We start from the raw sequence: 25627 nt of genomic DNA on the forward strand, positions 1-25627 counted from the left end.
AGGTTCGTCGTCGTACTGGTAGAAGACGTCAGAAGGGCCAGCCCGGAAACCGGGCTGGCCCTTCGTCACTGCCAATGGGTTGTCAGACGCCTCCGCCGGGGGCGCCGCCGTGTCCCTCGGCCTGGGACATCAGTGCCGCGGGCGGCGGGGCCTGTGCCGGGGTGTTCGCGGTCTTGCGTCCCCGGGCGAGCCGGCGCTGGACGTACTGCGCGAGCTTCGACAGCGAGTAGTTGACAGCGATGAAGAGGACGGCGATCACGACGTACACCTGGATGGGGTTCTCCAGGGCGCCGATGATCTGCTTGCCGATGTTCAGGGTCTCCTCGTAGCTGATGATGAAGCCGAGCGAGGTGTCCTTGAGGACGACCACGAGCTGGCTGATCAGCGCCGGCAGCATGATCCGGAACGCCTGCGGCAGGAGGATCATCCGGGTCGACTGGAACGGGGAGAGACCGATCGCGGCTGCGGCCTCGCCCTGCCCGCCGGGCAGACCCTCCATGCCGGAGCGCAGGATCTCGCCGATCACCACCGAGTTGTAGATCGTGAGGCCGATGACCAGATACCACAGGTTGTCGAAGGTGACGCCGAACTCGGGAAAGCCGCGGGCCACGAAGAAGATGGTGATGACGACAGGCAGGCCGCGGAACACTTCGACGCAGACCCGGGTGATCGCCGACAGCAGCCGGCTCAGGCCGCGCAGCAGGTACGACAGTGGGGTGGCGAGCCCGGTGAACTTGCGGCTGGTCAGGCTCTTGAGCTGGATCCGCAGCAGCGCCAGCAGCGTGCCGACGACGAGCGAGGCAACGATGGCAAGCGCCGCCGCCATCAGGGTGTTCTTGAAGCCGATGCCGATCCGCTCCCACACGAGGGAGAAGTTCTCGTTGGAGGGGTCGATCAGTGGACCCCACAGCTCCATCGAGAACTGCCCCTTCTCGTCCAGGGGGCGGTAGATCAGGAAGTACGCCCCGACGAGGAGGGCCAGCCCGGCGACGACGCTGCTGATGAGTGTGACCCGCCGCTGCCGGGGCCCGGGAACGTCGTAGAGGACGCTTGTCTGCTGACTCATCGGGCCACCGCCTGTCGCTTCTCGATCCGGTCCAGCAGGGTGCCGAGCGGCACGGTCATGATCAGGTAACCGACCGAGATGCCGATGGCCACCGGGATGAAGGCGTAGCCTTCGGCGCCGGTGAGCTGGTCGGCGGTCGCCGACAGGTCGCCGACGACACCGAAGAAGCCGGCAAGCGCCGAGTTCTTGATCATCGCGATGATCACGGAGCCGAGCGGCACCACCGAGGCCTGCCAGGACTGCGGCAGCACCACGTAGCGCAGGTTCTGCCCGAAGGTCAGGCCCAGCGACCGCGCGGCCTCCGCCTGGCCGGCGGGCACCGCGTTGACCCCGGACCGCAGCGCCTCGCAGACGAACGCGGCGGTGTAGAGCACCAGGGCGATCAACGCGAACCGGAAGTACGGCAGGTCGGTGCCGAGCCGGGTGAACAGCGAGTCGATCACCGGGATGCGGAGGAAGTCCGCGTTGGAGCCGAGCGCCGGCAGACCGAAGGCGGCGAAGAACATCACCACGGTCAGCGGCAGGTTACGGAAGATGTTCACGTAGGTGGTGCCGACCGCGCGCAACGGCGGCACCGGAGAGATGCGGAGCACCGCCACGATGGCGCCCAGGATGAGGGCGCCGATCGCGGCGAGTAAGCAGATCTGGAGGGTGAGCCAGAAACCACCCGCAAAGACGTCGAACTTGTCGATGAGCACGTTCACGGGTCGGTGTTCCTCCCCACCCTCCAGATCGAAGGAATCAGTAGCGGTTGATGGTGGGCGCGGAGCCCAGCTCGGCGCCGAACTTGCCGGCGGTGTCGTCCCAGGCCTTCTTCCAGCTACCGTCGGCGACAGCCTTGTCCAGCGTGTCGTTGATGAAGCTGCGGAAGTCGTTGTCTTCCTTCTTCACACCGATGCCGTACGGCTCCTTGGTGAAGTTGGGGCCGGCCAGCTTGAAGGACGCCTCGTCCTTGGCGATGTAGCCGAGCAGGATGACGTTGTCAGTGGTCACGGCGTCGACCTGGCCGCCCTTGAGGGCGTCGCGGCACTTGTCGTAGGTGTCGAAGAGCACCAGCTGCGAGCCGACGTCCTTGACGTACTTCTTGATCTCCTCGGCCGGGGTGGAGCCGGTGACCGAGCAGACCTTCTTGGTGCCGTCCTTGAAGGAGTCCGGGCCGGTGATCGCGGCGTCGTCCTTCTTGACCATGATGTTCTGGCCGGCCTCGTAGTACGGGCCTGCGAAGGCGATGCGCTCCTTGCGCTTGTCGTTGATCGTGTAGGTCGCGGCGACCAGGTCGACGGTGCCGTTGACGATCACGTCCTCGCGGACCTTCGAGGGGGCCTCGACCCACTCGATCTTGTCGTCGGAGATGCCGAGCTCCTTGGCGATGATCTTGGCGATCTCGACGTCGAAGCCCTCCGGCTTGCCCGACAGGCCCTTCTGGCCGAAGCCGGGCTGGTCGAACTTGGTGCCGATCTTGATCTTCTGGGCCTTGTTCAGCTTCTCCATGGTGCTGCCGGCTGCGAAGGACTTGCTGCCGGAGCCGGTGCCCTCCGCGTCGTCGTCGCCACCGCAAGCGGTGAGGCCGAGCGCCAGAGCGGCGACAGCGGCGATTGCCGCAACGCGCTTGATACGCATATTTTTCTCCTTCATCAACGGAGCTCACCGGGGGGCGGCGCGCTCCAACTACGGACGCCTAGTGCGTGAGGATCTTGGAGAGGAAGTCCTTGGCCCGCTCGCTGCGCGGGTTGGCGAAGAATTCCGCTGGCGGGGCGTCCTCGACCAGCTGCCCGTCGGCCATGAAGATGACCCGGTTCGCGGCGTGCCGGGCGAAGCCCATCTCGTGGGTGACCACGACCATCGTCATGCCGTCGCTTGCCAGTGAGGTCATGACGTCGAGCACCTCACCGACCATCTCCGGGTCCAGGGCGCTTGTCGGCTCGTCGAAGAGCATCGCCTTGGGCTGCATGGCCAGGGCCCGGGCGATTGCCACCCGCTGCTGCTGGCCACCGGAGAGCTGGGCCGGGAACTTGTCCGCCTGGTTGGCGATGCCGACCCGGTCGAGCAGGGCCAGGCCGCGCTCGCGGGCGACTGCCGGCTTCTCCTTGCGGACCTTGACCGGGCCGAGCGTGACGTTCTCGAGGATGGTCTTGTGGGCGAAGAGGTTGAAGGACTGGAAGACCATGCCCACTTCGCTGCGGAGCTTCGCAAGCGGCTTGCCCTCGGCAGGCAGCGGCTGGCCGTCGAAAGTGATGGTGCCGGAGTTGATCGGTTCAAGTCGGTTGATGGTGCGGCACAGCGTCGACTTGCCGGAGCCGGACGGGCCGATCACCACGACCACCTCGCCCCGACCCACCGACAGCGAGACGTCGTCCAGCACGTGCAGCGGTCCGAACCACTTGTTGACCGCGTCCAGCACGATGAGCGGTTCGCCCGTCGTCACGTCGTCCACCGTCCCTGTCGTCTCCCAAAGCGGGGGCCGGATGGCCCCTGGTTGGGGCAACTGTAGGCGGCGTGACGTGGCGGAATGCAACTCGGTTGGTCACGGAGCGGTAACACCGTTGCCGCTCGCAGCCCGGCGTCCAATTTCGGTCAGCGGCAGCGGCGGTGGTGGCAGCACCAAAGAGTAGCCGAGATCATAGGAAGATGAGCGAATCGGTGAGGCTGACCCGCTATGCCCGCGGTGGGGGATGCGCCTGCAAGATCCCCCCGGGCGAACTGGAGATCATGGTTGCGGGTCTCGGCCCGGCCACCGGCACCGCCGAGCTGCTTGTCGGCCTCGACCACGGCGACGACGCGGCGGTGGTCCGCCTGGACGAGCGGACCGGCCTGGTCAGCACCGCCGACTTCTTCACCCCGGTCGTCGACGACGCCTACGACTGGGGGCGCATCGCCGCCGCCAACGCGCTCTCCGACGTGTACGCGATGGGCGGCGTCCCGCTTGTCGCGCTCAACCTGCTCTGCTGGCCGCGCGACGTGCTGCCGCTGGAGCTGGCCCGGGAGGTGCTGCGCGGTGGTCAGGACGTGGCCCGGGAGGCCGGCTGCCACCTGGCCGGCGGGCACAGCGTTGACGACGACGGCCCGAAGTACGGCCTCGCGGTCACCGGCACTGTGCGTCCTGAGGAGCTGATCACACTCGACGCTGGCCGGGCCGGGGTGCCGCTGTCGCTGACCAAGCCGCTGGGCGTGGGTGTGCTAAACACCCGGCACAAGGCCACCGGCGAGAGCTTCCCGGAGGCGGTGGCCACGATGAGCGCGCTCAACCGGGACGCCGCCCGGGCCGCGGTCGCCGCCGGCATCCGCTGCGGCACCGACGTGACCGGGTTCGGTCTGCTCGGGCACGCCTCGAAGATGGCCCGCGCCAGCCGGCTCACTGTGGCCATCGACACGGCCCGGGTGCCGTATCTGGCTGGCGCACGGGAGGCGCTGCGCGACGGGTACGTCAGTGGCGGCACCCGCCGCAACCTGGACTGGGTCACCCCGTGGACCGATTTCGGCGCGGCCGGCGAGGACGAGCGTCTGTTGCTTGCCGACGCCCAGACCTCCGGTGGTCTGCTCGTCGCCGGTGAGCTGCCGGGCGCCCCGGTGGTGGGTGAGTTGCTGCCCCGCGGTGAGCACCTGGTCGTCCTGCGCTGACGGTTACCGGTGGCTTCCCGCAGCCGGCGGCGGGCCGTCGACACGCTGCTCCGGTGGTGCCAACGGGGCACCATACCCGATAAACTGTCATCTTCTGGCTACTCCGAGCAATGCTGCTCAGGGAAATTTTGCCCGGAATGGTCACAGACCGGTAACTTGCCCCCGGCTGAGGTCATATGCCCCCCACCATCGTCAGTAAGGCCCGATCCGGAGGCCGGTGGGACGAACGCAGCGAGGAGGCGGAATGACCGAGCTGTGGAACTGGAGAATCGACCGGGCACGACCCGTGGAGGTCTACCCGGCACTGGCCGAGGCGCTCGGTCGGGTAGTGATGCCGCTGGCCGTGGCCGATCCGGCCCGGCTGCCGGCGTACGCGGTGGTGTGCGACGTCTGGCAGGCGCCGGGCGAGTTCGCGACGGTGGTGGATTGCTACGGGGTGCCCGAGCAGCTCGCCGAGCACCCGAGCATCGCCGCACTCGCTCGAGTACTGGGGCGCAACTGCCTGCTGCGCGACGACACGCTCGACGCGGGGCGACACCTGCTCGTCACCCCGGACGGCACGGTCCGTCCGGTGCACTTCGACGTGCGGGACACCGACGACGGCGAGGTGCTCAGCCGGCAGCGGCTGTGCACCCTCGGCGACCCGGGCTGCCGGGGCTGGTCGCAGTGTCACCGGTCGCGCTGGGCGCCCGACACTGTCGCGCCGGCACTCGCCGCGGCCTGACCCAGACGCACGGCAGCGCAGATCCGCCGCCCTCGGGAGCGGGGCGGTTCCGCCGCGACAAGCGGTGGGCGCCAGCCGCATCCGCGCGCTGGTGCCCAACCGCATCGCTTCGCCGGTGGTCAGCCGCGACCGGCGGTGGCCGGTTCGTCGGCTGCGCGCCCCGACGCGCCGCCCCGGACCACCAACTGGTCGAGCAGGGTGCGGGTGGCCTCGGTGACGGCGGCCACCGCGGCGTCGAACGCGGCGGCGTTGTGCGCGGCGGGCGCCCGGAAGCCAGAAATCTTCCGGACGTACTGCAACGCCGCCGCCTCGATGTCCGCGTCGGTCACCTGCGGGGTGAACGGCTCACGCAACGTCTTGATGCTCCGACACATGCTGTGCTCCTTAGCCGTCGACGCCCTTTTGCCACCCCTTGTGCCGGCGGTTGTACCGACGGTGACATTGGGTCGATAGTTGTCTATCCTGGGCTCGGATCAGAGCCTTTCGAGCCATGTCGCCGCTCGCGCTCCCAGCGCCCCGGGCCCCCGGAGACTCATTGTGGACCACGCCCCCGCCCGCCCGCCCCGTCCCGACATCGTCGACCTCACGCGCTGCCTGCAAATCCCGCTGGAGCTGATCGTCATCGAGCACGCCGATCTGATCGAGGCGGTCCGAAAGCGTGTCGTTCCGAGTGAGTCCGCGACGTCCGGCACTGTGGCCGTCGCTGCCTTCAACTCCTCCATCTGAGCGATGGCCTGCCGGTGCGGTCTGGCCGTAACGGGCGGATCATGCCGGCGGATCAGTCAGTTTGTGCTGAAGGTTCACAGTCGGTGCGACCTCAGCTGCGACCACTGCTACGTCTATCGGCACGCCGACCAGAGCTGGCGGAGCCGACCGGTCCGGATCTCACCGGCCACGGTGCGGGTCGCCGCGCGGCGGATCGCCGAGCACGCTCGCGAGCACGGGCTGCCGGTCGTACGCGTGGTGTTGCACGGAGGTGAGCCGTTGCTGCTGGGTGCCGCCGGGCTGCGCGAGGTGTTGGCCGTCCTGCGTGCGGCCATCACACCGGCCACATCGCTCGACCTGCGTATGCAGACCAACGGCGTCCTGCTCGACGAGGAGTTGTGCCAGCTGCTTGTCGACTACGACGTGCAGGTCGGTGTGTCATTCGACGGCGACCGCGCCGCCAACGACCGGCACCGCGTCTTCGCCCACGGCGGCAGCAGCCATGACCACGTTCGGCGGGCTCTCGCGTTGCTCCGCCGGCCGGAGCACCGCACCAGCTATGCCGGCATCCTGTGCACTGTCGATGTCCGCAACGACCCCGACCGGGTCTACGAGGCTCTCCTGTCCGAACGCCCGCCCCGAGTCGATCTGTTGCTGCCACACGCCACCTGGGACCGCCCTCCAGATCGGCTCGGGCTCGGGCCGACTCCGTACGCCGACTGGCTGGGCCGGATCCACCGGCGGTGGGTGGACGACGGACGGCCCATGTCCATCCGGCTGTTCGAGGCGCTGCGGTCGGGTGGTGGTGGCACCGAGGCGTTGGGCCTCGCGCCGGCCGACGTGCTGGTGATCGAGGCGGACGGCAGTTGGGAGCAGGCCGACTCGCTGAAGGTCGCATACCCCGGCGCTGCCGGCACCGGCTTCGACGTGTTCGGCCACTCCGTTGATGAGGCCGCCGGGCACCCCGGAATCGCCATCCGGCAGGAGGGCGTGGACGGGCTCTGCGCCACCTGTCAGGTCTGCCCGGTGGTCGACCGGTGCGGCGGCGGCCTGTACGCCCATCGCTGGCGCACCGGCTCCGGGTTCGACAACCCCTCGGTGTACTGCGCCGACCTGCTCCGCCTCATCGACATGGTTGACGGGTACCCGCAGCCCTCCCCACTCGCGTCGGACCAGGGGTCCGCGGCGCCTGTCGATGAGATCCTCGACGATCTGGCTACCGGGCACGGGTCGACGACGACGCTTGCGCTGCTCGCCGCCACGCAGCTTTCCATCACACGGACGCTGTTGGCGGATTGCCGCCGCACGGCCGGTCCCACTGCCGCCTGGGAGTTGCTCGTTCACCTGGAGCAGACGGCGCCGGAAGTGGTCCGGGTCGTCCTGGAACACCCCTTCGTCCGGCCCAGGCTGGTGCGTTACCTCGACTCGGTGGCCCGGTCGGGCGTCAGCGCGGCTGTCGACCCGTTGCCCGCCCTCGCCGTCGCAGTGGCCATCCGGGCAGGCGTTCCGGCCGCGCTGGACGTTCCGGTGCGGGCGAATGCGATCGCGTTGCCCACGCTAGGCAGCCTGGTGTCGTCCGGGCTGGGGGCGAGCGCCCACGTGACCGTCGTGCCGGGTGGGTTCCGGGTCCGGAGCGGGACGACGGAGCTGACGGTGCTCCTCGACCCGGTCGAACCGTCGGCCGGCTGGCGACCGGTGCGCGACGTGCCGGTCTCCGCCGGCCGGCTGCTCGTCGAGGACGGCGACCCGTACCGGGACTGCTACGACCAGCCGGTGGCGCCGCGCCTGGCGGACGCGGCGCTACGGGCGTTGAGTCGTACCTTGGGCGAGGCGTGGCGCGTCGCGTACCGGGACGTGCCGGCGCACGCGGCGGCGCTCGACGGCGGTCTGCGCGCCGTTGTGCCGTTGGCACCCGACCCGACGAATCCCTCCCGGAGCGCGACCGCCCGGCGCGCGTTCGGCGCGGTCGCCGTCACCCCCGATCTGGCTCCGGAGGCGATGGCGGTGCTGCTCGTGCACGAGTGGCAGCACGCGAAGCTCGGTGCCGTGCTCGACCTCTACGACCTCGTCAAACCAGGGCAGGGCACCCTGATCCGAGTGCCCTGGCGCACCGACCTACGGCCACCCGAGGGCGTGATCCAGGGGGTCTACGCCCACCTCGCCGTCAGCCAGGTGTGGCGGTCCCGGGCAGCCACCGACCAGGGGGACGCGTGGGCGCACGCCGCTCGTTACCTGGCGTGGACCCGGGAGGGCGCCGACGCGTTGCTGGCCAGTCGGGCACTCACCGCGGCGGGTGAGCGGTTCGTCGGGCAGATGCGCCACACCCTCAAGGAGACCCGTGTCGGGTCCGGATGAGTCGATTCGGCCTGCGCTGGGTCGCCCTGACCTCGCCGACGATCTGCGGGCGCTGGGCGTCCGCCCGGGCATGTGCCTCCTGGTGCACTGCAGCCTCAGAATGGTGGGTTGGCTCGATGAGGGTGCCGCGACTCTCGCCGGAGCTTTGCGCGACGTCCTCGGTTCCACCGGCACGCTGCTGGTTCCCACGCAGACATCCGGGAACTCGACCACGTCCTCGGCCTACCTGGAGGCCACCGCCGGAATGGACCGGGCGGAGGTCGACGAGTACGAGAAGGCGCTGCCAGGCTGGGATCGCCAGGAAACGGCCTCCCAGCGGATGGGCGTGCTCGCCGAGTACGTCCGGCGTTCCCCCGGCGCCGTGCGCAGCGATCATCCACAGACCTCGTTCGCCGCGCTCGGCCCGGGGGCCCGGCAGCTCACCGACGGTCACGACCTCACCTGCCACCTGGGTGAACGCTCACCGATGGGGCGGCTCTACGCGGCGGACGGGCAGATCCTGCTCCTCGGCGTCGGCTACGAGGCGTGCAGCGCCATGCATCTGGCCGAGTACCGGCTTCCGGTGCCTCCGCCCGAGCGCGACTACCGCTGTTTCCGGCGGGTCAACGGCCACCGGGTCCGTCTCAATTTCCGCGCTCTCCACCTGGACGACAGCGACTTTCCGGAGGTGGGTGCGGCGCTCGACGACGCGCCGTTCGTCGTGCATGGTCGCGTCGGTCAGGCGCACGCACGCCTGCTGCCAGCTCGTGCCACTGTGGACTTCGCGGTCGGCTGGCTCGCCGCGAATCGGTTGGCAGTGCGACATTGACGCGCGGTCTAGGCTGATGGTCCGGCCGCGTGGGGAGGGCGGAGGGGCAGTGGTGAGCACACTCGGCGCGCCTCTCTTCTTTCTCAGTCATTCCAGGGCACGGGTTAGCTGGGCCACCGGCAAACCCCCCGATTACGTCTCCCGGCTCTTCGAGGACCTCTCCGTCCACGTCAGCGAGTTGGTCGGCCCGGTGACCGGGGTGGATCCCGGTTTCCTGGACAGTTCCATCGCGGGCGGGGAGCTCTGGAACCCGGAACTCCTCCAGGCCGCAGGCACCTGTCAGGTGTTCGTGCCGCTGGTGTCCAGCGCTCTGCTCAGCAGCGAGTGGTGCGGTCGGGAATGGGACGCGTTCTCCCGCCGCCGGATCGTTCCGCGACACAGTTCCGCATCCGCCCACGAGACGGCGATCGTGCCGGTCACCTGGTCCCCGACGAACGGCACGCCACTTCCTCGGGTGCTGCGCGACATCCAACGGTTCTCCCCGACCGCCATGCCGGATCCCGCCATCGCGGAGCGCTACCAGCGGAATGGGGTCTATGGCTTGCTGACCATGGGGTGGGAGCCCGAGTACCGGGCCGTGGTCTGGAGGCTCGCGCAGCGGATTGTCGCCATCCACCGGTCGTACCTGGTGGAACCCTGGGTGCCGGCGAGCGTGGACGAGCTGTCCAACCGGTTCGCCGAGGAGCCCGGATGAGCCCCCCGGCGGACGGGCGTCGGCCCACGGCACGAGGGACGTACTTCTTCCTCAGCTATGCCCACTCGGCGCCCGTGCGCGGTGCCCGGGCGGACGCCGACGTCTGGGTCGGCCAGTTCTTCTCCGACCTGGCCGACGAGGTGCGGCGCCATGCCCGCCCGGCGGCAGGCATGAGGATCGGCTTCTTCGACCAACACATCCCGGTGGGCGCCGACTGGAAGGCGGCGCTCGCCGAGGCACTCGGTGAAGTCGAGGTCTTCGTCCCGCTCTACTCGCCCGGCTACTTCAGTCGCCCCTGGGCGCTGGGCGAGCAGGAGTCGTTTCGGGCCCGACTGGCCGCCGTCACGTCGACGAACACCGCTGGTCATCTCGTCCCGGTGCTGTGGATCCCGTTCGACCCGTGGCAGACCCACCCGGAGCTGGACAGCGCCCTGGACCTCGGCCGGGACGTCCCGGGGTACGCGGAGGACGGGCTGCGCGCGTTCTGCATGCTGTCCTCCTACCGGGAGCGGTACGAGCTTCTGCTGAACCGTCTGGCCGGTCGGATCGTGCACGCCGCCGAGCGGCAGCCGCTGGGCCCCTCCCGAGTGCCGGGCCTCGGCGAGGTGGTCGCCCCGACGCCGACCGATCCGGATTTCATCGTCGCCGTCCTGGCCCCGAGCTGGGACCGCCTGCCGACCCACCGTGACCCCGCCGGCTACGCGGCCAGCGGGCGGCTGTGGCGGCCGTACGGCCGCCGTCAGGAGCTGCCCGCCGCCGAGTACGCGGCCAGTATCGCCGAGCGTCTGGGGCTGTCGGCCCGGACGGAGGACTTCGGGCAGGCTGCTGGGTTGCTCGATCGCCGGCCGGCGGTGCTGTTGATCGACCCATGGATCCTGGCGGCGCCGGACGGGCGCGCGGTTCTCACCCGCTCGCTGAATGGCCTGCCGGAATGGGTCGTTCCACTGGTGGTCACCGACGAGAACGACACCCAGGACGTCACCCGGTGGGCGACCGAGGTGAAGCAACTGCTCCAGGGCGGCGGCCTGTCGCAGGTGAAACACGCACGCAGCATGCAGGAGTTCGTCGATCTGATGCCGGCGCTGGTCACCGAGGCGCGCCGGCACTTCCTCAAGCACGGCCCGATGGTTCCATTCGAATCACCGTCGAAACCGATCCCGAGCCTGCGTGACCCCGAGGCGCCCGCCGTCCCGACCGACCTCGCGCCCCCGCCTGATGATCCGGCCCCGCCGCGTCCCCACGGAGAAGACCGATGAACAACGATCGCGAAGGTCAGGTCGTCACCTTCTACTCGTTCAAGGGAGGGACGGGCCGAACGATGGCCCTGGCAAACGTTGCCTGGATCCTCGCGGCCAGCGGCCGGCGTGTGCTCGTCGCCGACTGGGACCTTGAGTCGCCCGGTCTGCACCGCTTCTTCCATCCGTTCCTCGACGCCGAGGCGATCCAGGGCACCAGCGGCGTGATCGACATGATCCGCGACTACGAATGGGAGACCACCCGGGCCGGCGACCGGCCCGAAGGCTGGGTGGAGCGGTACGCCCAGGTCGGGCGGCACGCGTTCTCGCTGCGCTGGAACTTCCCGGACGGCGGCAGCCTCGACTTTCTCTCCGCCGGCCGGCAGAACAGCGATTACGCCGTCGCGGTAAGCGGACTGGACTGGGACAACTTCTACAATCGGCTCGGCGGGGCGCAGTTCTTCGAGGCGCTGCGGGCGGACATGAAGCGCCAGTACGACTTCACCCTGATCGACAGCCGGACGGGGTTGAGCGACGTCGCCGACATCTGCACCCTGCACCTGCCGGACATCCTGGTCGACTGTTTCACCTTCAGCGACCAGGGCATCGAAGGTGCGGCCCGGGTCGCGCACTCGGTGGGGAGCCGGTACCGGCGGCGCGACATCCGGGTCCTACCGGTCCCGATGCGGGTCGACCAGGCCGAGAAGGAGCGGGCCGAAGCGGGTCGCCTCCTGGCCATGCGCCGGTTCGCCGGGTTGCCGGCAGCCATGACGGAGGCGGAGCGCCGGCGGTACTGGGCGGCGGTCGAGGTTCCGTACCGGCCCTTCTACGCGTACGAGGAGACACTGGCGACCTTCGGCGATCCGCCCGGCTCTCCGACGTCGCTGCTGGCCGCGTTCGAGACCCTGACCGGGGTCCTCACTGACGGCGCGATCACCGCGCTGCCGATGATGGACGAGTCGGTGCGGGAGCGGGTCAAGGCACGCTTCCGTCGGCGTACCGAGGCGATCGATGACCAGATCGTGCTGCGCTGTGCCGCAGAGGACGCGATCTGGGCCGAATGGCTGGAGCGGGTACTCAGCTCGGCCGGGTTGCGGGTGGTGGAGGCAACTGACGCCGCCGAGTCCGCCGCGACACCTGCTCCGCGTACGCTGACTGTGGTCTCCCCGGCCTACGTGGCAACGCCGTCCGACGATCTGCCCGCCCGTGACACCAGTCCCGGGTCCGCCGCCCTGGCCGTGTACGTCGCCGATCTGCGCCCGCTGACGGAGTTCCCGGCCCAGAGTTCCACCAACCTGGTGAACGTGAGCGCCGCGACAGCTGTGGAGCGAGTGTTGCGGCTGGTAGGCCGACCGATGCCCGCTTCGGTGGATGGTCCCGCGGGCGGGGGTGCCCGCTATCCCGGGACCGAGCCGCTGATCTTCAACGCGCCCAACCGGAACGCCCGTTTCACCGGCCGGGAGGACGACCTGGCACGGCTGCGCCTGCAACTGCAGAGCGTCGGCAGCGCGGTGGTACTGCCGGTCGCCCTACAGGGTATGGGTGGCGTCGGTAAGACCCAGGTGGCACTGGAGTACGTACACCGGTTCAAGGCCGCCTACGACCTGGTCTGGTGGATCGTCGCGGACCCGCCGCAGTTCGTCGACACGGCCCTGGCCGACCTGGCCGGTCACCTCGGAGTCCTCGCCGGACCCACCCTGCCCGACACTGTGCGGTCGGTGTTGCAGGTGCTGAGCAGAGGTGAGCCGTACGAGCGGTGGCTCGTCGTGCTCGACAACGCCGAGGAACTCGACCAGATCGAGCCGTTCCTGCCACGGGGCCCCGGGCACGTCCTGCTGACCTCCCGTAACCGTGCCTGGGGTGATCGGGCGAACCCGATCCAGGTGGACGTCTTCGACCGCTCCGAGAGCGTCCAGCACCTCACCCAGCGGGTGCCCGCGATCAGCGTCGAAGACGCCGACCGGGTGGCTGAGGCCCTCGGTGACCTTCCGATCGCGGTCGCCGCGGCGGGTGCGTGGCTCGCCGACACCGGTACGCCCGTCGCGGACTACCTGCGGCAGATCGAGCGGCACGGCCCGAGCGCGCTCTCCGTGGAGGCCACCTGGGACCTGTCGCTGAACCGGCTGCTCGACCAGGCACCCGCCGCCTACCGGCTACTTCAGCTCTGCTCGGTGCTGGCCCCGGAGATCGCGCTCGAACTCATCTACAGCGACGAAATGGCGGCAGCCCTCGTGCCGTTCGACCCGTCGGTGTCGGAGCGGCTCGTGCGCGGCGCCCTGGTGCAGCAGATCAATCGGTTGGCGCTGCTCAAGCTCGACGTGCAGGGTGGTCGGGTCCAGGTGCACAGGCTCCTACAGGCGGTGGTGCGCGATCGGATGACCGGCGACGAGAAAACCGAAGCCCGGCACCAGGCGCACCTGGTACTTGCCGCCTCTCGTCCACGGGGCGACGTGGACGATCCGACCACCTGGCCCCGGCTGCGCATGCTGTGGCCGCACCTGCAGGTTTCCGAGGCGCTGACCTGCCCCGATGAATCGGTGTGTGAGCTGCTGATCGACCGGGTTCGCTATCTGTGGCAGCGCGGCGGTCTGGTCCAGGCCGACACAATCAGCCGGCGAGTGGACGACATCTGGAGTGCGCGGCTGCGCGACAGCCCGGATGAGGCGGGGGCGCTCGCCCGGCATCTGCTGCATCTTCGCTTCAACCGGGCGAACATCCTGCGCAGCCTGGGCCGCTTCGACGAGGCACGCAATCTCGACGAGGCGGTGCTGGAGGAGCAACGTCACCTGCTGGGCCCGGAACACCCGCACAGCCTGATGACCGCCGGCAGCCTCGGCGGTGACCTGCGGGCGCTCGGCCGCTACGCCGAGGCGTTGGAGCGGGACAAAACCACGTACGCCTCCTGGCTGCACGTGTTCGGTGAGGACCACCCGCGGACGTTGAGCGCCGCCAACAACCTCGCCGTCTCCTACCGGCTGGTGGGCGATTACCATTCGGCCCGCCAGTGGGACGACGAGGTGCACAATCGGCGACGGCTGGTGCTCGGCCCCACCAATCCGTACACCCTCGTCTCCGCTGTCCGCCTGGGCAGCGACCTGCGCGAGGCCGGGGAGTACGAAAAGTCGGCCACCCTGCTGCGCACCGTGTACGACTCGTACTGCGAGGTGCTTGGGCCCGACGACGGAAGAAGCATCACTGCCCAGGTCAACCTGGCGGTGTCGCTGCGCAGCGCCGGTCGGGCGAGCGACGCGGCACCCATGTTCGAGGCGGCGTACCGGAAGCTCGACGACCTCTTCGGAATCGACAACCCGGACACTGTGGCGTGCCGGTCCAGCCGCGCGGCGAACATGCTGGCCCTCGGCGACGCCGCCCGGGCGTTCAGCGAGATGACAGCGGTGGCCCGAGCGTACGAGGAGCAGCTCCGGCTCGGCCCGAGCCACCCGCACACCTTGGCAACGCTGAGTAACTCCTCTGCCGCTGAGCGGGCGCTTGGCCGTGGAACGGAGGCGCTCGCATCGGCTGCCCGGGCGGCCGGCGAGTTGCGCAAGGTGCTGGGTCCCGACCATCCGCACACGCTGGCGGCGGAGGTGAACCAGGCGGTGTACCTCGCCGAGGCTGGTGACTGGGAGTCGGCGCGGGATCGATTGCGGGAGACCGCCGGTCGGCTGGCCGCGACTATCGGACCGGATCACCCCGACACACTGCGGTGCCTTGGTGATCTCGCGATGATGGTTGAGCGGACCGGCGACGGCGCTCCCGGAGAGGACCTCGTCGCCGTGGTGGACCGGTTGGCCGACCTGATCGGCCCCGAGCATCCGACGGTGGACACCCTGCGTGAACGGCGGTTCGTTGTCCGGGTGATCGATCCGGACACGATCTGACAGAGGGCGGCCCGGCAGGTGGCCGGTCCGCCCTGCTTACCGTGCTGCCTCTGGGTCAGAGCCGCGGGCTGGTCGCGAGGTCCGGTGTTGCCAGCCAGGTCAGGGTCTGCGGCAGGATCTCCACCGCACCGAAATGCGCGGCGCCCGGCTGCACCTCGACCCGGGCACGTGGGATCCGGGACGCGAGCCAGTGGGAGTGTTCCACCGGGCTGAAGCGGTCCTGCTCGCCATGCCAGAGCAGGACCTCCGCCCGGATGGCCCGCAGGTCGAACCCCCACGCCCGCCGTATCGCCAGCACGTCGTCGATCCAGCCCTCGGGGCCGTGTCGCAGCGCTTCGGAATACATGTCGGTCAGCAGCCGGCGGATCGCGATGTCCTCGACGACCCGGATGTCCGCCTCGGGTAACTGAGGGCGGAGGAACTCCAGGAGCGTCATCGGATCCCGGCGGGCTTCGTCCGCCCGGACCTTCAGGTTGAGCGTGAGTTCGGTCAGGTCCTCGTCGGCCCGCCCGAAATCCTCCACGTTCGTCTCGGCCATCCCCGCGTACCAGTCCAGGTCAGGTGCGCCGGCCGGGGCGAGCCCCACCAGAACGGCGGCCCGGGTGACGCGGTCCGGCAGGAGCGCCGCGCACGCAAGCGCGTGTGGTCCGCCGCCGGATCGGCCCACCACAGCGAACCGCTCGACGCCGAGGTCGTCGGCGATCGCAGCCACGTCGGCTGCGGCGTCGGCCACCCGCCGGCCCTCGTGCCGATCGGAGTCGCCGTAGCCGGGCCGGTCGTAGCAGACGAGGTGCACGCCGAGGCGGTAGACGACGATTCCCCGGGGCCGGGGACCGCTACGACTGCCCGGCGTGCCATGCAGCAGGAAAACCACTGGTCCGTCCGGAGCGCCGGAGGTCTCCACCGCGAGGTCCCGCCCGTCCGGGGTGGTGACGGTGCGCTGTGCCGCACCTTGTCGCGTCACGGTTGGCCTCCCGCGGGTCGTCATGTGCTCCCCCCCCCCCCGTGTACGGAGCCGCGCATCGTCGGCACCGAGTGCAAAGCCCCCGAAATCGCCCAGAACACATTCTTGTGTGCAGCGTACTGCCCGCCGCGGATGCCCGCTATGGGCCCACCGGGTCAATGCGTCGCCGTGCCCGAAGAGAGGGCCGCTACCCTGGTAGCCCGAGGGGAAAGGGGCGCCAACAGGGTGGCTAGGACCTACAACGTCGTCACGTACGGCTGCCAGATGAACGTGCACGACTCCGAGCGCATCTCCGGCCTGCTCGAACAGGCCGGTTACGTGCGTGCGCCCCAAGCCGACGACACGCCAGACGTCGTCGTCTTCAACACCTGCGCGGTGCGGGAGAACGCCGACAACCGCCTCTACGGCAACCTCGGTCATCTGCGCCCCGTGAAGGACAAGCACCCCGGCATGCAGATCGCCGTCGGTGGCTGCCTGGCCCAGAAGGACCGGGGCGAGATCGTCCGCAAGGCGCCCTGGGTGGACGTCGTGTTCGGCACCCACAACATCGGGTCTCTGCCGGTGCTGCTGGAGCGGGCCCGGCACAACGCCGCCGCCGAGGTGGAGATCCTCGAATCCCTCGACATCTTCCCCTCCACGCTGCCCACGCGCCGCGAGTCGACGTACGCCGGCTGGGTTTCGATTTCGGTGGGCTGCAACAACACCTGCACGTTCTGCATCGTGCCCTCTCTGCGCGGCAAGGAGAAGGACCGCCGCCCCGGCGACATCCTCTCCGAGGTACGTGCCTTGGTCGACGAGGGCGTGCTGGAGGTGACACTGCTCGGGCAGAACGTCAACTCCTACGGCGTCGAGTTCGGCGACCGGTACGCCTTCGGCAAGCTGCTGCGCGCCTGCGGCGACATCGACGGGCTGGAGCGGGTCCGGTTCACCAGCCCGCACCCGAAGGATTTCACCGACGACGTGATCGCGGCGATGGCCGAGACGCCGAACGTCTGCCACTCGCTGCACATGCCGTTGCAGTCCGGCTCCGACGACGTGCTGCGCGCGATGCGCCGGTCGTACCGCTCGGAGCGCTACCTGGGGATCATCGAGAAGGTCCGGGAGGCGATGCCGGACGCGGCGATCACCACCGACATCATCGTCGGGTTCCCGGGCGAGACCGAGGCCGACTTCCAGCGCACCCTGGACGTGGTGCGTGAGGCCCGGTTCTCGTCGGCCTTCACCTTCCAGTATTCGAAGCGCCCCGGCACCCCCGCCGCCACGATGGACGGCCAACTGCCCAAGCAGGTGGTGCAGGAGCGCTACGAGCGGCTGATCGCCACAGTGGAAGAGATCACCTGGGCGGAGAACAAGCGCCTGGTGGGGGAGACCGTCGAGGTGCTCGTCGCGGTCGGCGAGGGTCGCAAGGACGAGCGGACGGGTCGGATGTCCGGTCGGGCGCGCGACGGTCGGCTCGTGCACTTCGCGACCGAAGCTCCCGGCGGGGAGTCGCTCGCCGGCCAGATCCGGCCGGGGGACATCGTGCACACCACGATCACGTACGCCGCGCCGCACCACCTCAACGCTGACGGAGCGCCGGTGGCGCACCGGCGGACCCGGGCCGGCGACGCCGCCGAGGCGGGACGCTCCCCGCGTACCCCCGGGGTGTTGCTCGGCCTGCCGACGCTCGGCGCACCGCCGGTCGCGCCCGCGCCCGCCGCAGGCTGCGCCGCCCACTAGTGCAAGGAAGGGCCCCCTATTAACGTCAGGCGTTAATAGGGGGCCCTTCCTTGCACACAAGCGTCGCTCAGACAGTGATCCGTCCGGCGCCGGCGCCGGCGGTCACGATGGACTTGACGTTGCTCGCCGTGTCCAGTTGGTAGGAGTACGGGATGCTGGCGACGCTGCCGCCGGCCTGCCCGGTGGGCGAGTTGACGAAGTGGTTGTTGCGGGCGACGATGCGGCCCGGCCCGGAGTCGCCCTCACCGAGGTGGTACGTGTCGCGGACGTTCTCGAAGTAGTTGCCCTCGACGAGCACGCCGGCATTCTCGGTGGACGCCACACCGTAGCCGCCGTTGGCCCGGTAGTAGTTGTTGAACACGTGCACCGGGTTGCCGAAGCGCACCCGGGGGTTGCGCTGGTTGCTGCCGTCGAACCAGTTGTGGTGGTAGCTGACCCGCAGGTGACCGATGTCCTGGCCGCCGTTGTCGTCGCTGTGGCCGAGCAGCATTGTCTTGTCGTGGTTGAAGACCCGGTTCCACGACACGGTCACGAAGTCGGAGCCGCGCTTGATGTCGACAGCGCCGTCGTACCCGTTGCTGAAGCTGTTGTGGTCGATCCAGATGTTCGTTGCCGACTCCTGCACGTTGATGGCGTCGTCGTTCCAGTCCCGGAAGGTCAGGTTCCGGATGATGACGTTGCGGTCGCCGCTGATGTTGAGCCCGCAGCCGGCGATTGTCGCGCCGGAGTTGCCGAGGATGGTCTTGTTGGACCGGACCCGCAGCATGCCCGAGCAGGAGATCGTCCCGGACACCCGGATAACCGCGGAGCCGGTGGCGTTCAACGCGCTGGTCAGGGCCGAGGCGTTGGTGACAGTGGTCGTCGGAGCACCGCCGCCGCCGGTGGTGCCGCCGTTCTGGGTGGCCCAACCGACCAGCCCGGTCTGCGGCGGAATGCTGGGCACCGGGTCGCTGGGCAGCGGGTTGCTCGGCGCAGGCGTGCTGGGCGACGGGTTGCTCGGCGCCGGCGTGGTGGGCGACGGGTTGGTGGGTGTGGTCGGTGTGGTGCCGCCGGTGCAGGCCACGTTGTTGAGGGTGAAGCTGGTCGGCAGCGGGTTGCTTGAGTTGTTCCAGCTCGCGTTGAAGCCGAACGAGGCGCTGCCGTTCGTGGCCAGGGCGCCGTTGTAGTCGACGTTCGTCGCCGAGACCTGGCTGCCGCTCTGCGAGACGGTGGCGCCCCACGCCTGGCTGACCTGTTGGCCGGCCGCGTACGACCAGCGCAATGTCCACCCCGAGACGGGATCGCCGAGGTTGGTGACAGTGACGTTGCCGGTGAACCCGCCCGGCCACTGACTGGCGACGGAGTAGGCGACCTGGCAGCCGGCGGCGGCCTGTGCTGAGACGGCGGTCAGGAGGCCTGCGGTGAGCAGGGTGGCGGTGGCTGCGGCGGTGGTGGCGATCAGCGTCAACCGACGCTGTGGTGTGCGCATGCTGCTTCCTCTCGATGAGGCGGACGGCCGTCGCGACGCCCATGCCCGTGGGCGGCGAGGTGGCTCGGAGGTCCCGTGTTCGCCGGTGCGGTTCGGTGCGGAGAGCGGCTCCCGCGCTCGCGCCGCCCGCATCGAAAGGCAAGCGCTTTCCCGATGGAAACATAGAAGGAACTGGATGTAAATGCTCCGTGCGGCCGGGGTGCGTCGCTCCGCGGAGGGGGATCCGGCCACCGGTGGTCGATCACGGGTTGTCGGCGCTCGAAGCGGACCCGAGGTGGCCGGCGCCCTCGGCGTGGGCGCCGGCCTCTCGGTGGCTCAGCAGCTGACGCCGTTGAGCCTCACGGTCGCCGGGGCGCTGGCCGTACCGTTGGCGGTGAAGCCCACGGTGACCGATGCCCCCGCCGCCAGGGACGGCGCGTGGCTTGGCGCGGCGGCCGTGACCGTCGTACCGGCCTGCGTGACGGTGGCGTTCCATCCACTGCCCAAGGTCACGCCGGACGGCCAACTCCAGGTGACCGACCACGGATTCACCGCCGCGGAGCCGGTGTTCTTCACGGTCAACTCGCCCTGGAAGCCGCCCTGCCAGGCGTTGACCTGCCGGTAGGTGGCCGTGCAGGCACCGGTCGGCGGGTTGGTGGGGCCGCCGGTGGGCGTGGCCGTGGGCGTGGCCGTGGGCGTGGCGGTCGGCGTCGGACTGGAACCGCCGCCGGACGGCGCGATCAGGTACGGCTGGAGGATCGCCTGCTTGGCGGTGTTGATGTTCGTCCAGTCGTCCAACGCGATGCCGCCGGTGTCACCTGAGTTGGGGTTCCACGACCAGTAGGTGAAGGACATGCCGTTCACCCCCGTGCCGGTGTACGCCATCAGCTTCTCCAGCCACACCTTGTCCCGCGGGTCGGCAAGGGTGCTGCCGAACTCGCCCATCATGATTGGCGCGATGTTCTGCTTGTGCAGGTAACCCCAGTACTTGTCCCAGATGGCCGGCAGGTTGGCCGGATAGTCGGCGGCCTTGAACCACTCCTGCTCGTAGACGCTCGTGGCGTACTCGTGCGGCGAGTAGACCAGCCGGTTCGCCACGTTCAGCCGTACCGGGAACTCGCCGGCCTTCGACAGGTTGCCACCCCACCAGCCGCAGTCCTCGTCGTTGCTCGGGTCGTTGTCCCACACGTTGGAGAGGCCACCGCTGGGGCAGCTCACCCCCTCCACGAAGATCAACCAGTTGGGCTGGACACCGAGGATGGCGTTGCCGGCCCGTTCGGCGGCCAGCCGCCAGTCCCGGGTGGTGTCGCCGCAGCCCCAGCACGCGCCGGTGGCCGCCGGGTTGGTGCCCTCGGCGTGCGGCTCGTTGTGCAGGTCCGCGCCGATCACCGTGGGGTTGCCCGCGTACCGCTGGGCCAGCATCTTCCAGTCGTTGATCCAGGTCGCCTCGGAGACCGTCGACGTGTACCACAGCGGCGACTGCCCGGCGGCCGTCGGCCGGTGCCGGTCCAGGATGATCCGCATCCCCTTGCTGCCGGCGTAGTCGATCACCTTGTCCAGGATCTGCAACGGTGACAGCCCGACCAGGTCCGGGTTCACGAAGTCGTTGATCCCGCTGGCGGTCGCGCCCGGCTTCAGCGCGTCATTCGAGTACGGCACACGCAACGTGTTGTAGCCAAGGCTTGCCATCTTGTCGAGCTGCCCCCGCCACGGGTTGTTCGACCACAGCCCGTGGAAGGTCTTGTTGTCGGTCTCCATGCCGAACCAGTTGATGCCTGTCAACCGGACCGTGGTGCCGGTGCTGTCCACGATCTTGTTGCCGTTGGTGTGCAGGTAGCCGGTACCCGTGCCAGCGGCAACGGCCGGGCTTGTGCTGACCGCGGCGGCGATGAAGACGCCGGCCGCGGCGGTGGCGAGCGCGGTCAGCGCACCGCCGAGAGCTTTGGGACGGAACATTCGAGCTCCACTTCGGAGGCCCGACGCTGGCCAGGGAGGCCGCGCGGGCGGGCGGCCGTCGGCACGTCACGCTCCCTTTGGGTACGCGGACAGTGCGCGACGGTCCATGTCACGCGGACGGGGACACTCGCGACAACACACCGGCGACCCGTGACAGCGGTGTCCCGCCGTCGTTGCCCTCGTGCCGGTGGCCCAACCTGACTCCGTCGCCCATTCTCATCAGGGCACCTCAATGCGTCAACCGGACCACCCCTCCCGCCTCCCGCTCCCGTCCTCCGCTCCCGTTCCGCCCTCGTATCCCTGCAAGATCCACACAACATCGCGGATATTGCTGCTTCCCGCGCGTCGGAGACGGCAACTTCCCTGAAAGTGTGTTGATCTTGGCGCGGGGCGCGGGGCGCGGGGCGCGGGGCGCGGGGCGCGGGGCGCGGGGCGCGGGGCGCGGGGCGCGGGGCGCGGGGCGCAGACATGCGAGAGCCCTCGACCCCGTCAAGGGTCGAGGGCTCTCGGAACGCCTCGGGTCAGCCGGCCTGCTCGGCGAGCTGGAGGAACTGCCGCTTGGAGGCGAGGGCCTGCTCGGCCTCCTTGATCCGGCGGGCGTCACCGGCGCTCTGGGCGCGGGCCAGCCGCTCCTCGGCCTCGGCCACCTGGGCACGCATCTGGGCGAGCAGCGGGTTGTCCTCCTTGGTGGTGCGGCGCCACGCCGAGTCCATCACCTCGCGGACCTTGTCGTCGATGGCGCGCAGCCGGCGCTCCAGCCCGGCGGCGGCCTCGCGGGGCACCCGACCGGCCTCGTGCCACTGTGCCTGGATGTCCCGCAGCTTGGCCTGGGCGCCCTTGGGGTCACCGTCGATGTCGAGTGCCTCGGCCTCGGCGAGCAGCGCCTGCTTGCGTTCCAGGTTGCCGCGCTGCTCGTTGTCCCGGGCGGAGAAGACCTCGCTACGCCGGCTGAAGAAGGCGTCCTGCGCGGCCCGGAACCGTTCCCAGAGCTTCTGCTCGGACTCCTTCGAGGCGCGCGGCGCGGCTTTCCACTGCGTCATCAGATCCTTGAGCTGGTTGGCTGTGGCCGCCCACTCGGTGGAGTCCTTGAGCTTCTCGGCCTCGGCGACCAGTTCTTCCTTGACGGTCTGCGCCTGCTTGCGCTGCGCGTCAAGGGTGGCGAAGTGGGCGCCCCGACGCCTGGTGAAACCGTCCCGGGCGGCGGCGAAGCGCTTCCACAGCTCGCCGTCGGCCTTCTTGTCGACCCCGCGGATGGTCTTCCACTCGTCGAGGATCTCCTTGAGCCGGTCCCCGGCGGTCTTCCAGCCGGTGGACTCGGCGGCAAGCTTCTCGGCCTCCTCGACCAGCGCGGTCTTGCGGGCCAGGGCCTCACCGCGAGCGGCGTCCCGGGCGGCGCGGGCCTCTGCCGCCTTCTCCTCGGCGAGGGTTGCCAGCTTGTCCAGCCGCGCGGCGAGGGCGTCGATGTCGCCGACCACGTGGGCCTCGGGCAGCGTGGCGCGGATCCGCCGGATCGTGCTCAACGAGTGCCCGGCGTCCGCCGCGCCCGAGTTGAGCCGTGCCTCAGTCAGGTCCACTTCGGTGACCAGGTCGGCGAAGCGCCGTGCGAAGTGCGCCAGGCCCTCCTCCGGTGCTCCCGCCTGCCAGGAACCGACCACCCGCTCGCCCTCGGTGGTCTTGACGTAAACGGTGCCGTCCGCGTCCACCCGTCCGAAGGCAGTCCAGTCGCTCATGTGCCCATCCTCGTTCTCCCGGCGCCGGGAGAATCGTCCCCCGTCGCCGCCACGGCGCAGCCAAGTTACTTCCGGCATTGTCACAGGTCCGACCCGGTCCGCGTCGAGCGCCTATCGCCGACCGTGACCATACGGTGTCCTACGGCCCGATTGACCGGATCGGCGCGGAGACGCACCGGTGATTCCCGCTACGGTGAACGGGTGCCACTGGTCGCCGCTGCCGTCTGCCCCCATCCGCCCCTGCTCGTGCCCGAGGTGGCCGGCGCGGCCGCGCCGGAGTTGGACGACCTGCGGGCGGCCTGCGAGACCGCCGTACGCCGACTGGTGGCCGCGAACCCGGACACTGTGGTGCTGCTCGGCGCCGGCCCGGCGTCGGGCTCGATCCGGCCTCCGGCCACCGGGTCGCTCCAGCCCTGGGGTGTCGATCTGGATGTGCCGCTGGTCCCCGGTCAGCCGGACCGGGGCGCGGTGCTGCCGCTGAGCCTGACCATCGGCGCGTGGCTACTGAACCACCACGCTGCGTCACCGCTTGCCAACGCGCGGGTGACAGCGGTGCAGGTGACCGCCGACGCCGCTCCGGCCGAGCTGGCCGCCCTCGCCGGGGACGTCGCCGCCGCCGGTGACCGGGTCGCGCTGCTGGTGCTCGGCGACGGGTCGGCCTGCCGTGGCGAGAAATCCCCCGGGTACGACGATCCACGTGCCCTCGCGTACGACAAGCGGGTCGCGACGGCCCTGGCCGGGGCGGACGTGGATGGTCTGCGCGGCCTCGACCCGGGGCTGTCGGCGCAGCTCAAGGTCGCGGGCTGGGCGCCCTGGCAGGTGCTCGCCCGCGCCGCCGGGTCGGCGGGCGGGTGGCGGGGCGAGCTGCTGTACGAGTCGGCGCCCTACGGCGTGGCCTACTTTGTGGCGTCCTGGGAGCGGGTGTGAGCGGCGGCATGGCCGGCACGGTCGTGGCGGTGGTCGGGCCGACCGCGGCGGGCAAGTCGGCGCTGAGCATCGCGTTGGCGCACGCAGTGGGCGGTGAGGTGGTCAATGCGGACTCGATGCAGCTTTACCGGGGCATGGACATCGGCACCGCCAAGCTGACCCCCGCCGAGCGGGAAGGGGTGCCGCACCACCTGCTCGACATCTGGGACGTCACCGAGCCGGCCAGTGTCGCGGAATACCAGCGGCTGGCCCGTGCGGCCGTCGACGACATCCTGGCCCGGGGACGGGTGCCGCTGCTGGTCGGCGGGTCAGGGTTGTACGTGCGGGCGGTGCTGGAGCGTTTCGAGTTCCCCGGCACGGACGCCGCGCTGCGCGAACGCCTGGAACGGGAGTTGGCCGAGGTCGGCCCGGCACCGCTGTACGCGCGGCTGCGCGCCGCCGACCCGGCCGCCGCCGAGAGGATCCTGCCCGGCAACGGCCGCCGGATCGTCAGGGCGCTGGAGGTGATCGAGTTGACGGGTGCGCCGTTTGCGGCGTCGCTGCCGGAGCCGACGCCGTACTACAGGTCGGTGCAGATCGGTGTCGACCTGGACACCGATCTGCTGGACGAGCGGATCGCACTACGGGTGGACCGGATGTGGGCCGACGGCCTGGTGGCCGAGACCCGGGAGTTGCTGGGCCGGGGGATTGCCGAGGGGCGTACGGCCAGCCGGGCGCTGGGCTACCAGCAGGTGTTGCGGATGCTCGCCGGTGAGCTGACCGAGGCGCAGGCGCACGACGAGACGGTCCGGGCCACCCGGCGCTTCGTCCGGCGGCAGCGCTCCTGGTTCCGGCGCGACCCGCGGATCCAGTGGCTGGATTCCTCGAGGTCGGACGTGATCGGGGCCGCCCTGGGTGTGCTGCCCGCCGCTGCGCGATGATGGGTGTGTGCAGTTCACCAAGGGCCACGGCACCGGCAACGATTTCGTCCTCCTCCCCGACCCGGACGGTCAGCTCGACCTGACTCCGGCGCTGGTCGCGGCGCTCTGCGACCGGCGGCGGGGCATCGGTGCGGACGGGGTGCTGCGGGTGGTCCGCGCCGCCAAGCATCCCGATGGCGCCGGGCAGGCCGGCGAGGCCGAGTGGTTCATGGACTACTGGAACGCCGACGGCTCGTTCGCCGAGATGTGCGGCAATGGTTCGCGGGTCTTCGTCCGTTATCTGGTCGACAACGGGCTTGTGACTCCGACGGGCGCGGCGTTGCCGGTGGCCACCAGGGCCGGGGTGGTGCGCGCGCTGATCGAGGGGGACACGGTCGCCGTCGAGATGCGCCGCCCCCGGCTGTACGACGACTCCACCGCCACCCTCGGCGGGCGGGTACTGCCCGGCACGGCAGTGGATGTCGGCAACCCGCACCTTGTCTGCGTCCTGCCGGCCGACCTTGAGTTGGGCGAGCTGGACCTCACGACCGCGCCCGGTTTCGACCCGGCTGTCTTCCCGGCCGGGGTCAACGTGGAGTTCATCGTGGCCGGCGAGCCGGTCGACGGCGTCGACGAGCACACCCTCATGCGGGTGTACGAGCGCGGCAGCGCGGAGACGCTCTCCTGCGGCACCGGCGCGTGCGCCGTGGCCGCCGTGGCCCTGCGTGACGCGGGCCGGGGCACCGGTGTGGTCGCCGTCGACGTCCCCGGTGGCCGGGTCACCGTCACCGTCACCGAGGATTCGTGCTGGCTGTCCGGTCCGGCGCTGCTGGTGGCAACGGGCGAGGTCGACCTGGGCGCACTCCTGGCCGCTGCCTGACTCCGCTGTGGTGACCCGG

At 70.1% G+C, this 25627-nt stretch carries 21 protein-coding genes; 12 read left to right on the forward strand and 9 right to left on the reverse strand.

Features of this window, described 5'->3' with window-relative positions; genetic code table 11:
• Positions 1-82: 82 nt before the first annotated feature.
• Genes ACPXB1_RS19580 through ACPXB1_RS19595 form a run of 4 tightly spaced genes read right to left on the reverse strand, consistent with a single transcriptional unit; the run spans position 83 to position 3500 of the window.
• A complete protein-coding gene (locus ACPXB1_RS19580; protein WP_355596971.1) occupies positions 83-1066 on the reverse strand; it encodes an amino acid ABC transporter permease in 984 nt (327 codons plus the stop codon).
• Positions 1063-1770, reverse strand: a complete 708-nt coding sequence (locus ACPXB1_RS19585; RefSeq protein ID WP_355596969.1) for an amino acid ABC transporter permease — start codon at positions 1768-1770, stop codon at positions 1063-1065. The genes ACPXB1_RS19580 and ACPXB1_RS19585 overlap by 4 nt, the downstream gene beginning before the upstream one ends.
• A gap of 37 nt (positions 1771-1807) precedes the next feature.
• Positions 1808-2686 (reverse strand): glutamate ABC transporter substrate-binding protein, encoded by an 879-nt coding sequence (locus ACPXB1_RS19590; RefSeq protein ID WP_167945395.1) that lies wholly within the window; start codon positions 2684-2686, stop codon positions 1808-1810.
• A gap of 58 nt (positions 2687-2744) precedes the next feature.
• A complete protein-coding gene (locus ACPXB1_RS19595) occupies positions 2745-3500 on the reverse strand; it encodes an amino acid ABC transporter ATP-binding protein (RefSeq protein WP_355596967.1) in 756 nt (251 codons plus the stop codon).
• Positions 3501-3694: 194 nt separating this feature from the next.
• On the opposite strand from ACPXB1_RS19595, the gene selD reads away from it, so the two are divergent.
• Together selD and ACPXB1_RS19605 are read left to right on the forward strand one after the other, a co-directional pair.
• The gene (gene selD, locus ACPXB1_RS19600; RefSeq protein ID WP_355596965.1) at positions 3695-4684 is read left to right on the forward strand and encodes a selenide, water dikinase SelD; all 990 of its coding nucleotides are present in this window, start codon (positions 3695-3697) and stop codon (positions 4682-4684) included.
• A 244-nt stretch (positions 4685-4928) separates the two neighbouring features.
• The gene (locus tag ACPXB1_RS19605; RefSeq protein ID WP_355596963.1) at positions 4929-5408 is read left to right on the forward strand and encodes a hypothetical protein; all 480 of its coding nucleotides are present in this window, start codon (positions 4929-4931) and stop codon (positions 5406-5408) included.
• Between the two features lie 119 nt (positions 5409-5527).
• Here ACPXB1_RS19605 and ACPXB1_RS19610 read toward each other — a convergent pair whose 3' ends face one another.
• Positions 5528-5782, reverse strand: a complete 255-nt coding sequence (locus tag ACPXB1_RS19610; RefSeq protein WP_355596961.1) for a DUF2277 family protein — start codon at positions 5780-5782, stop codon at positions 5528-5530.
• A gap of 163 nt (positions 5783-5945) precedes the next feature.
• Here ACPXB1_RS19610 and ACPXB1_RS19615 point away from each other — a divergent pair, with 163 nt between their 5' ends.
• The 6 genes from ACPXB1_RS19615 (at position 5946) to fxsT (ending at position 15086) form a co-directional block, all read left to right on the forward strand.
• Complete coding sequence (locus ACPXB1_RS19615; protein ID WP_355596959.1) at positions 5946-6134, forward strand: hypothetical protein; 189 nt, start codon at positions 5946-5948, stop codon at positions 6132-6134.
• A gap of 63 nt (positions 6135-6197) precedes the next feature.
• The gene (locus ACPXB1_RS19620; RefSeq protein WP_355596957.1) at positions 6198-8468 is read left to right on the forward strand and encodes an FxsB family cyclophane-forming radical SAM/SPASM peptide maturase; all 2271 of its coding nucleotides are present in this window, start codon (positions 6198-6200) and stop codon (positions 8466-8468) included.
• Positions 8452-9276 carry an aminoglycoside N(3)-acetyltransferase gene (locus ACPXB1_RS19625; protein WP_355596955.1) on the forward strand — a complete coding sequence of 275 codons (825 nt, stop codon included), beginning with the start codon at positions 8452-8454 and terminating at the stop codon, positions 9274-9276. Before ACPXB1_RS19620 ends, ACPXB1_RS19625 begins: the two co-directional genes overlap by 17 nt.
• Positions 9277-9325: 49 nt before the next feature.
• Complete coding sequence (locus ACPXB1_RS19630) at positions 9326-9970, forward strand: TIR-like protein FxsC (RefSeq protein ID WP_355631971.1); 645 nt, start codon at positions 9326-9328, stop codon at positions 9968-9970.
• On the forward strand, positions 9967-11226 hold the full coding sequence (locus ACPXB1_RS19635; protein WP_355596951.1) for a TIR-like protein FxsC: 1260 nt from the start codon (positions 9967-9969) through the stop codon (positions 11224-11226). Before ACPXB1_RS19630 ends, ACPXB1_RS19635 begins: the two co-directional genes overlap by 4 nt.
• On the forward strand, positions 11223-15086 hold the full coding sequence (fxsT, locus tag ACPXB1_RS19640; RefSeq protein WP_355596949.1) for an FxSxx-COOH system tetratricopeptide repeat protein: 3864 nt from the start codon (positions 11223-11225) through the stop codon (positions 15084-15086). Before ACPXB1_RS19635 ends, fxsT begins: the two co-directional genes overlap by 4 nt.
• A gap of 55 nt (positions 15087-15141) precedes the next feature.
• On the opposite strand, the gene ACPXB1_RS19645 is transcribed toward fxsT, so the two are convergent.
• On the reverse strand, positions 15142-16050 hold the full coding sequence (locus ACPXB1_RS19645; RefSeq protein ID WP_355596947.1) for an alpha/beta fold hydrolase: 909 nt from the start codon (positions 16048-16050) through the stop codon (positions 15142-15144).
• A gap of 225 nt (positions 16051-16275) precedes the next feature.
• Between ACPXB1_RS19645 and miaB the strand changes: the two genes are divergently transcribed.
• The gene (miaB, locus tag ACPXB1_RS19650) at positions 16276-17769 is read left to right on the forward strand and encodes a tRNA (N6-isopentenyl adenosine(37)-C2)-methylthiotransferase MiaB (protein WP_355596945.1); all 1494 of its coding nucleotides are present in this window, start codon (positions 16276-16278) and stop codon (positions 17767-17769) included.
• 67 nt (positions 17770-17836) lie between these two features.
• Here the strand turns inward: miaB and ACPXB1_RS19655 are convergent, their stop codons facing one another.
• From ACPXB1_RS19655 to ACPXB1_RS19665, 3 genes are all read right to left on the reverse strand, one after another.
• Positions 17837-19237 carry a cellulose binding domain-containing protein gene (locus ACPXB1_RS19655; protein WP_355596943.1) on the reverse strand — a complete coding sequence of 467 codons (1401 nt, stop codon included), beginning with the start codon at positions 19235-19237 and terminating at the stop codon, positions 17837-17839.
• Between the two features lie 315 nt (positions 19238-19552).
• The gene (locus tag ACPXB1_RS19660; RefSeq protein ID WP_355633163.1) at positions 19553-21172 is read right to left on the reverse strand and encodes a cellulase family glycosylhydrolase; all 1620 of its coding nucleotides are present in this window, start codon (positions 21170-21172) and stop codon (positions 19553-19555) included.
• Positions 21173-21693: 521 nt separating this feature from the next.
• Positions 21694-22902 (reverse strand): DUF349 domain-containing protein, encoded by a 1209-nt coding sequence (locus ACPXB1_RS19665; protein WP_355598549.1) that lies wholly within the window; start codon positions 22900-22902, stop codon positions 21694-21696.
• Positions 22903-23103: 201 nt separating this feature from the next.
• Between ACPXB1_RS19665 and ACPXB1_RS19670 the strand changes: the two genes are divergently transcribed.
• The 3 genes from ACPXB1_RS19670 to dapF are packed head-to-tail and all read left to right on the forward strand — an operon-like array spanning position 23104 to position 25608.
• Positions 23104-23829 (forward strand): class III extradiol dioxygenase subunit B-like domain-containing protein, encoded by a 726-nt coding sequence (locus ACPXB1_RS19670; RefSeq protein ID WP_355598551.1) that lies wholly within the window; start codon positions 23104-23106, stop codon positions 23827-23829.
• A gap of 8 nt (positions 23830-23837) precedes the next feature.
• Complete coding sequence (gene miaA, locus ACPXB1_RS19675; RefSeq protein ID WP_355598575.1) at positions 23838-24749, forward strand: tRNA (adenosine(37)-N6)-dimethylallyltransferase MiaA; 912 nt, start codon at positions 23838-23840, stop codon at positions 24747-24749.
• A gap of 7 nt (positions 24750-24756) precedes the next feature.
• Positions 24757-25608 carry a diaminopimelate epimerase gene (dapF, locus tag ACPXB1_RS19680; RefSeq protein ID WP_355598553.1) on the forward strand — a complete coding sequence of 284 codons (852 nt, stop codon included), beginning with the start codon at positions 24757-24759 and terminating at the stop codon, positions 25606-25608.
• Positions 25609-25627 lie beyond the last annotated feature (19 nt).

The organism is Micromonospora sp. DT68, assembly GCF_049847245.1.
Taxonomy (GTDB): domain Bacteria; phylum Actinomycetota; class Actinomycetes; order Mycobacteriales; family Micromonosporaceae; genus Micromonospora; species Micromonospora profundi.

Coding starts and splice junctions, on each gene's coding strand:
- ACPXB1_RS19635 (WP_355596951.1), top strand. CDS start 9,967: ATGAGCCCCCCGGCGGACGGGCGTCGGCCCACGGCACGAGGGACGTAC.
- selD (WP_355596965.1), top strand. CDS start 3,695: ATGAGCGAATCGGTGAGGCTGACCCGCTATGCCCGCGGTGGGGGATGC.
- ACPXB1_RS19665 (WP_355598549.1), bottom strand. CDS start 22,902: ATGAGCGACTGGACTGCCTTCGGACGGGTGGACGCGGACGGCACCGTT.
- ACPXB1_RS19655 (WP_355596943.1), bottom strand. CDS start 19,237: ATGCGCACACCACAGCGTCGGTTGACGCTGATCGCCACCACCGCCGCA.
- miaA (WP_355598575.1), top strand. CDS start 23,838: ATGGCCGGCACGGTCGTGGCGGTGGTCGGGCCGACCGCGGCGGGCAAG.
- ACPXB1_RS19590 (WP_167945395.1), bottom strand. CDS start 2,686: ATGCGTATCAAGCGCGTTGCGGCAATCGCCGCTGTCGCCGCTCTGGCG.
- ACPXB1_RS19610 (WP_355596961.1), bottom strand. CDS start 5,782: ATGTGTCGGAGCATCAAGACGTTGCGTGAGCCGTTCACCCCGCAGGTG.
- ACPXB1_RS19580 (WP_355596971.1), bottom strand. CDS start 1,066: ATGAGTCAGCAGACAAGCGTCCTCTACGACGTTCCCGGGCCCCGGCAG.
- fxsT (WP_355596949.1), top strand. CDS start 11,223: ATGAACAACGATCGCGAAGGTCAGGTCGTCACCTTCTACTCGTTCAAG.
- ACPXB1_RS19605 (WP_355596963.1), top strand. CDS start 4,929: ATGACCGAGCTGTGGAACTGGAGAATCGACCGGGCACGACCCGTGGAG.
- ACPXB1_RS19660 (WP_355633163.1), bottom strand. CDS start 21,172: ATGTTCCGTCCCAAAGCTCTCGGCGGTGCGCTGACCGCGCTCGCCACC.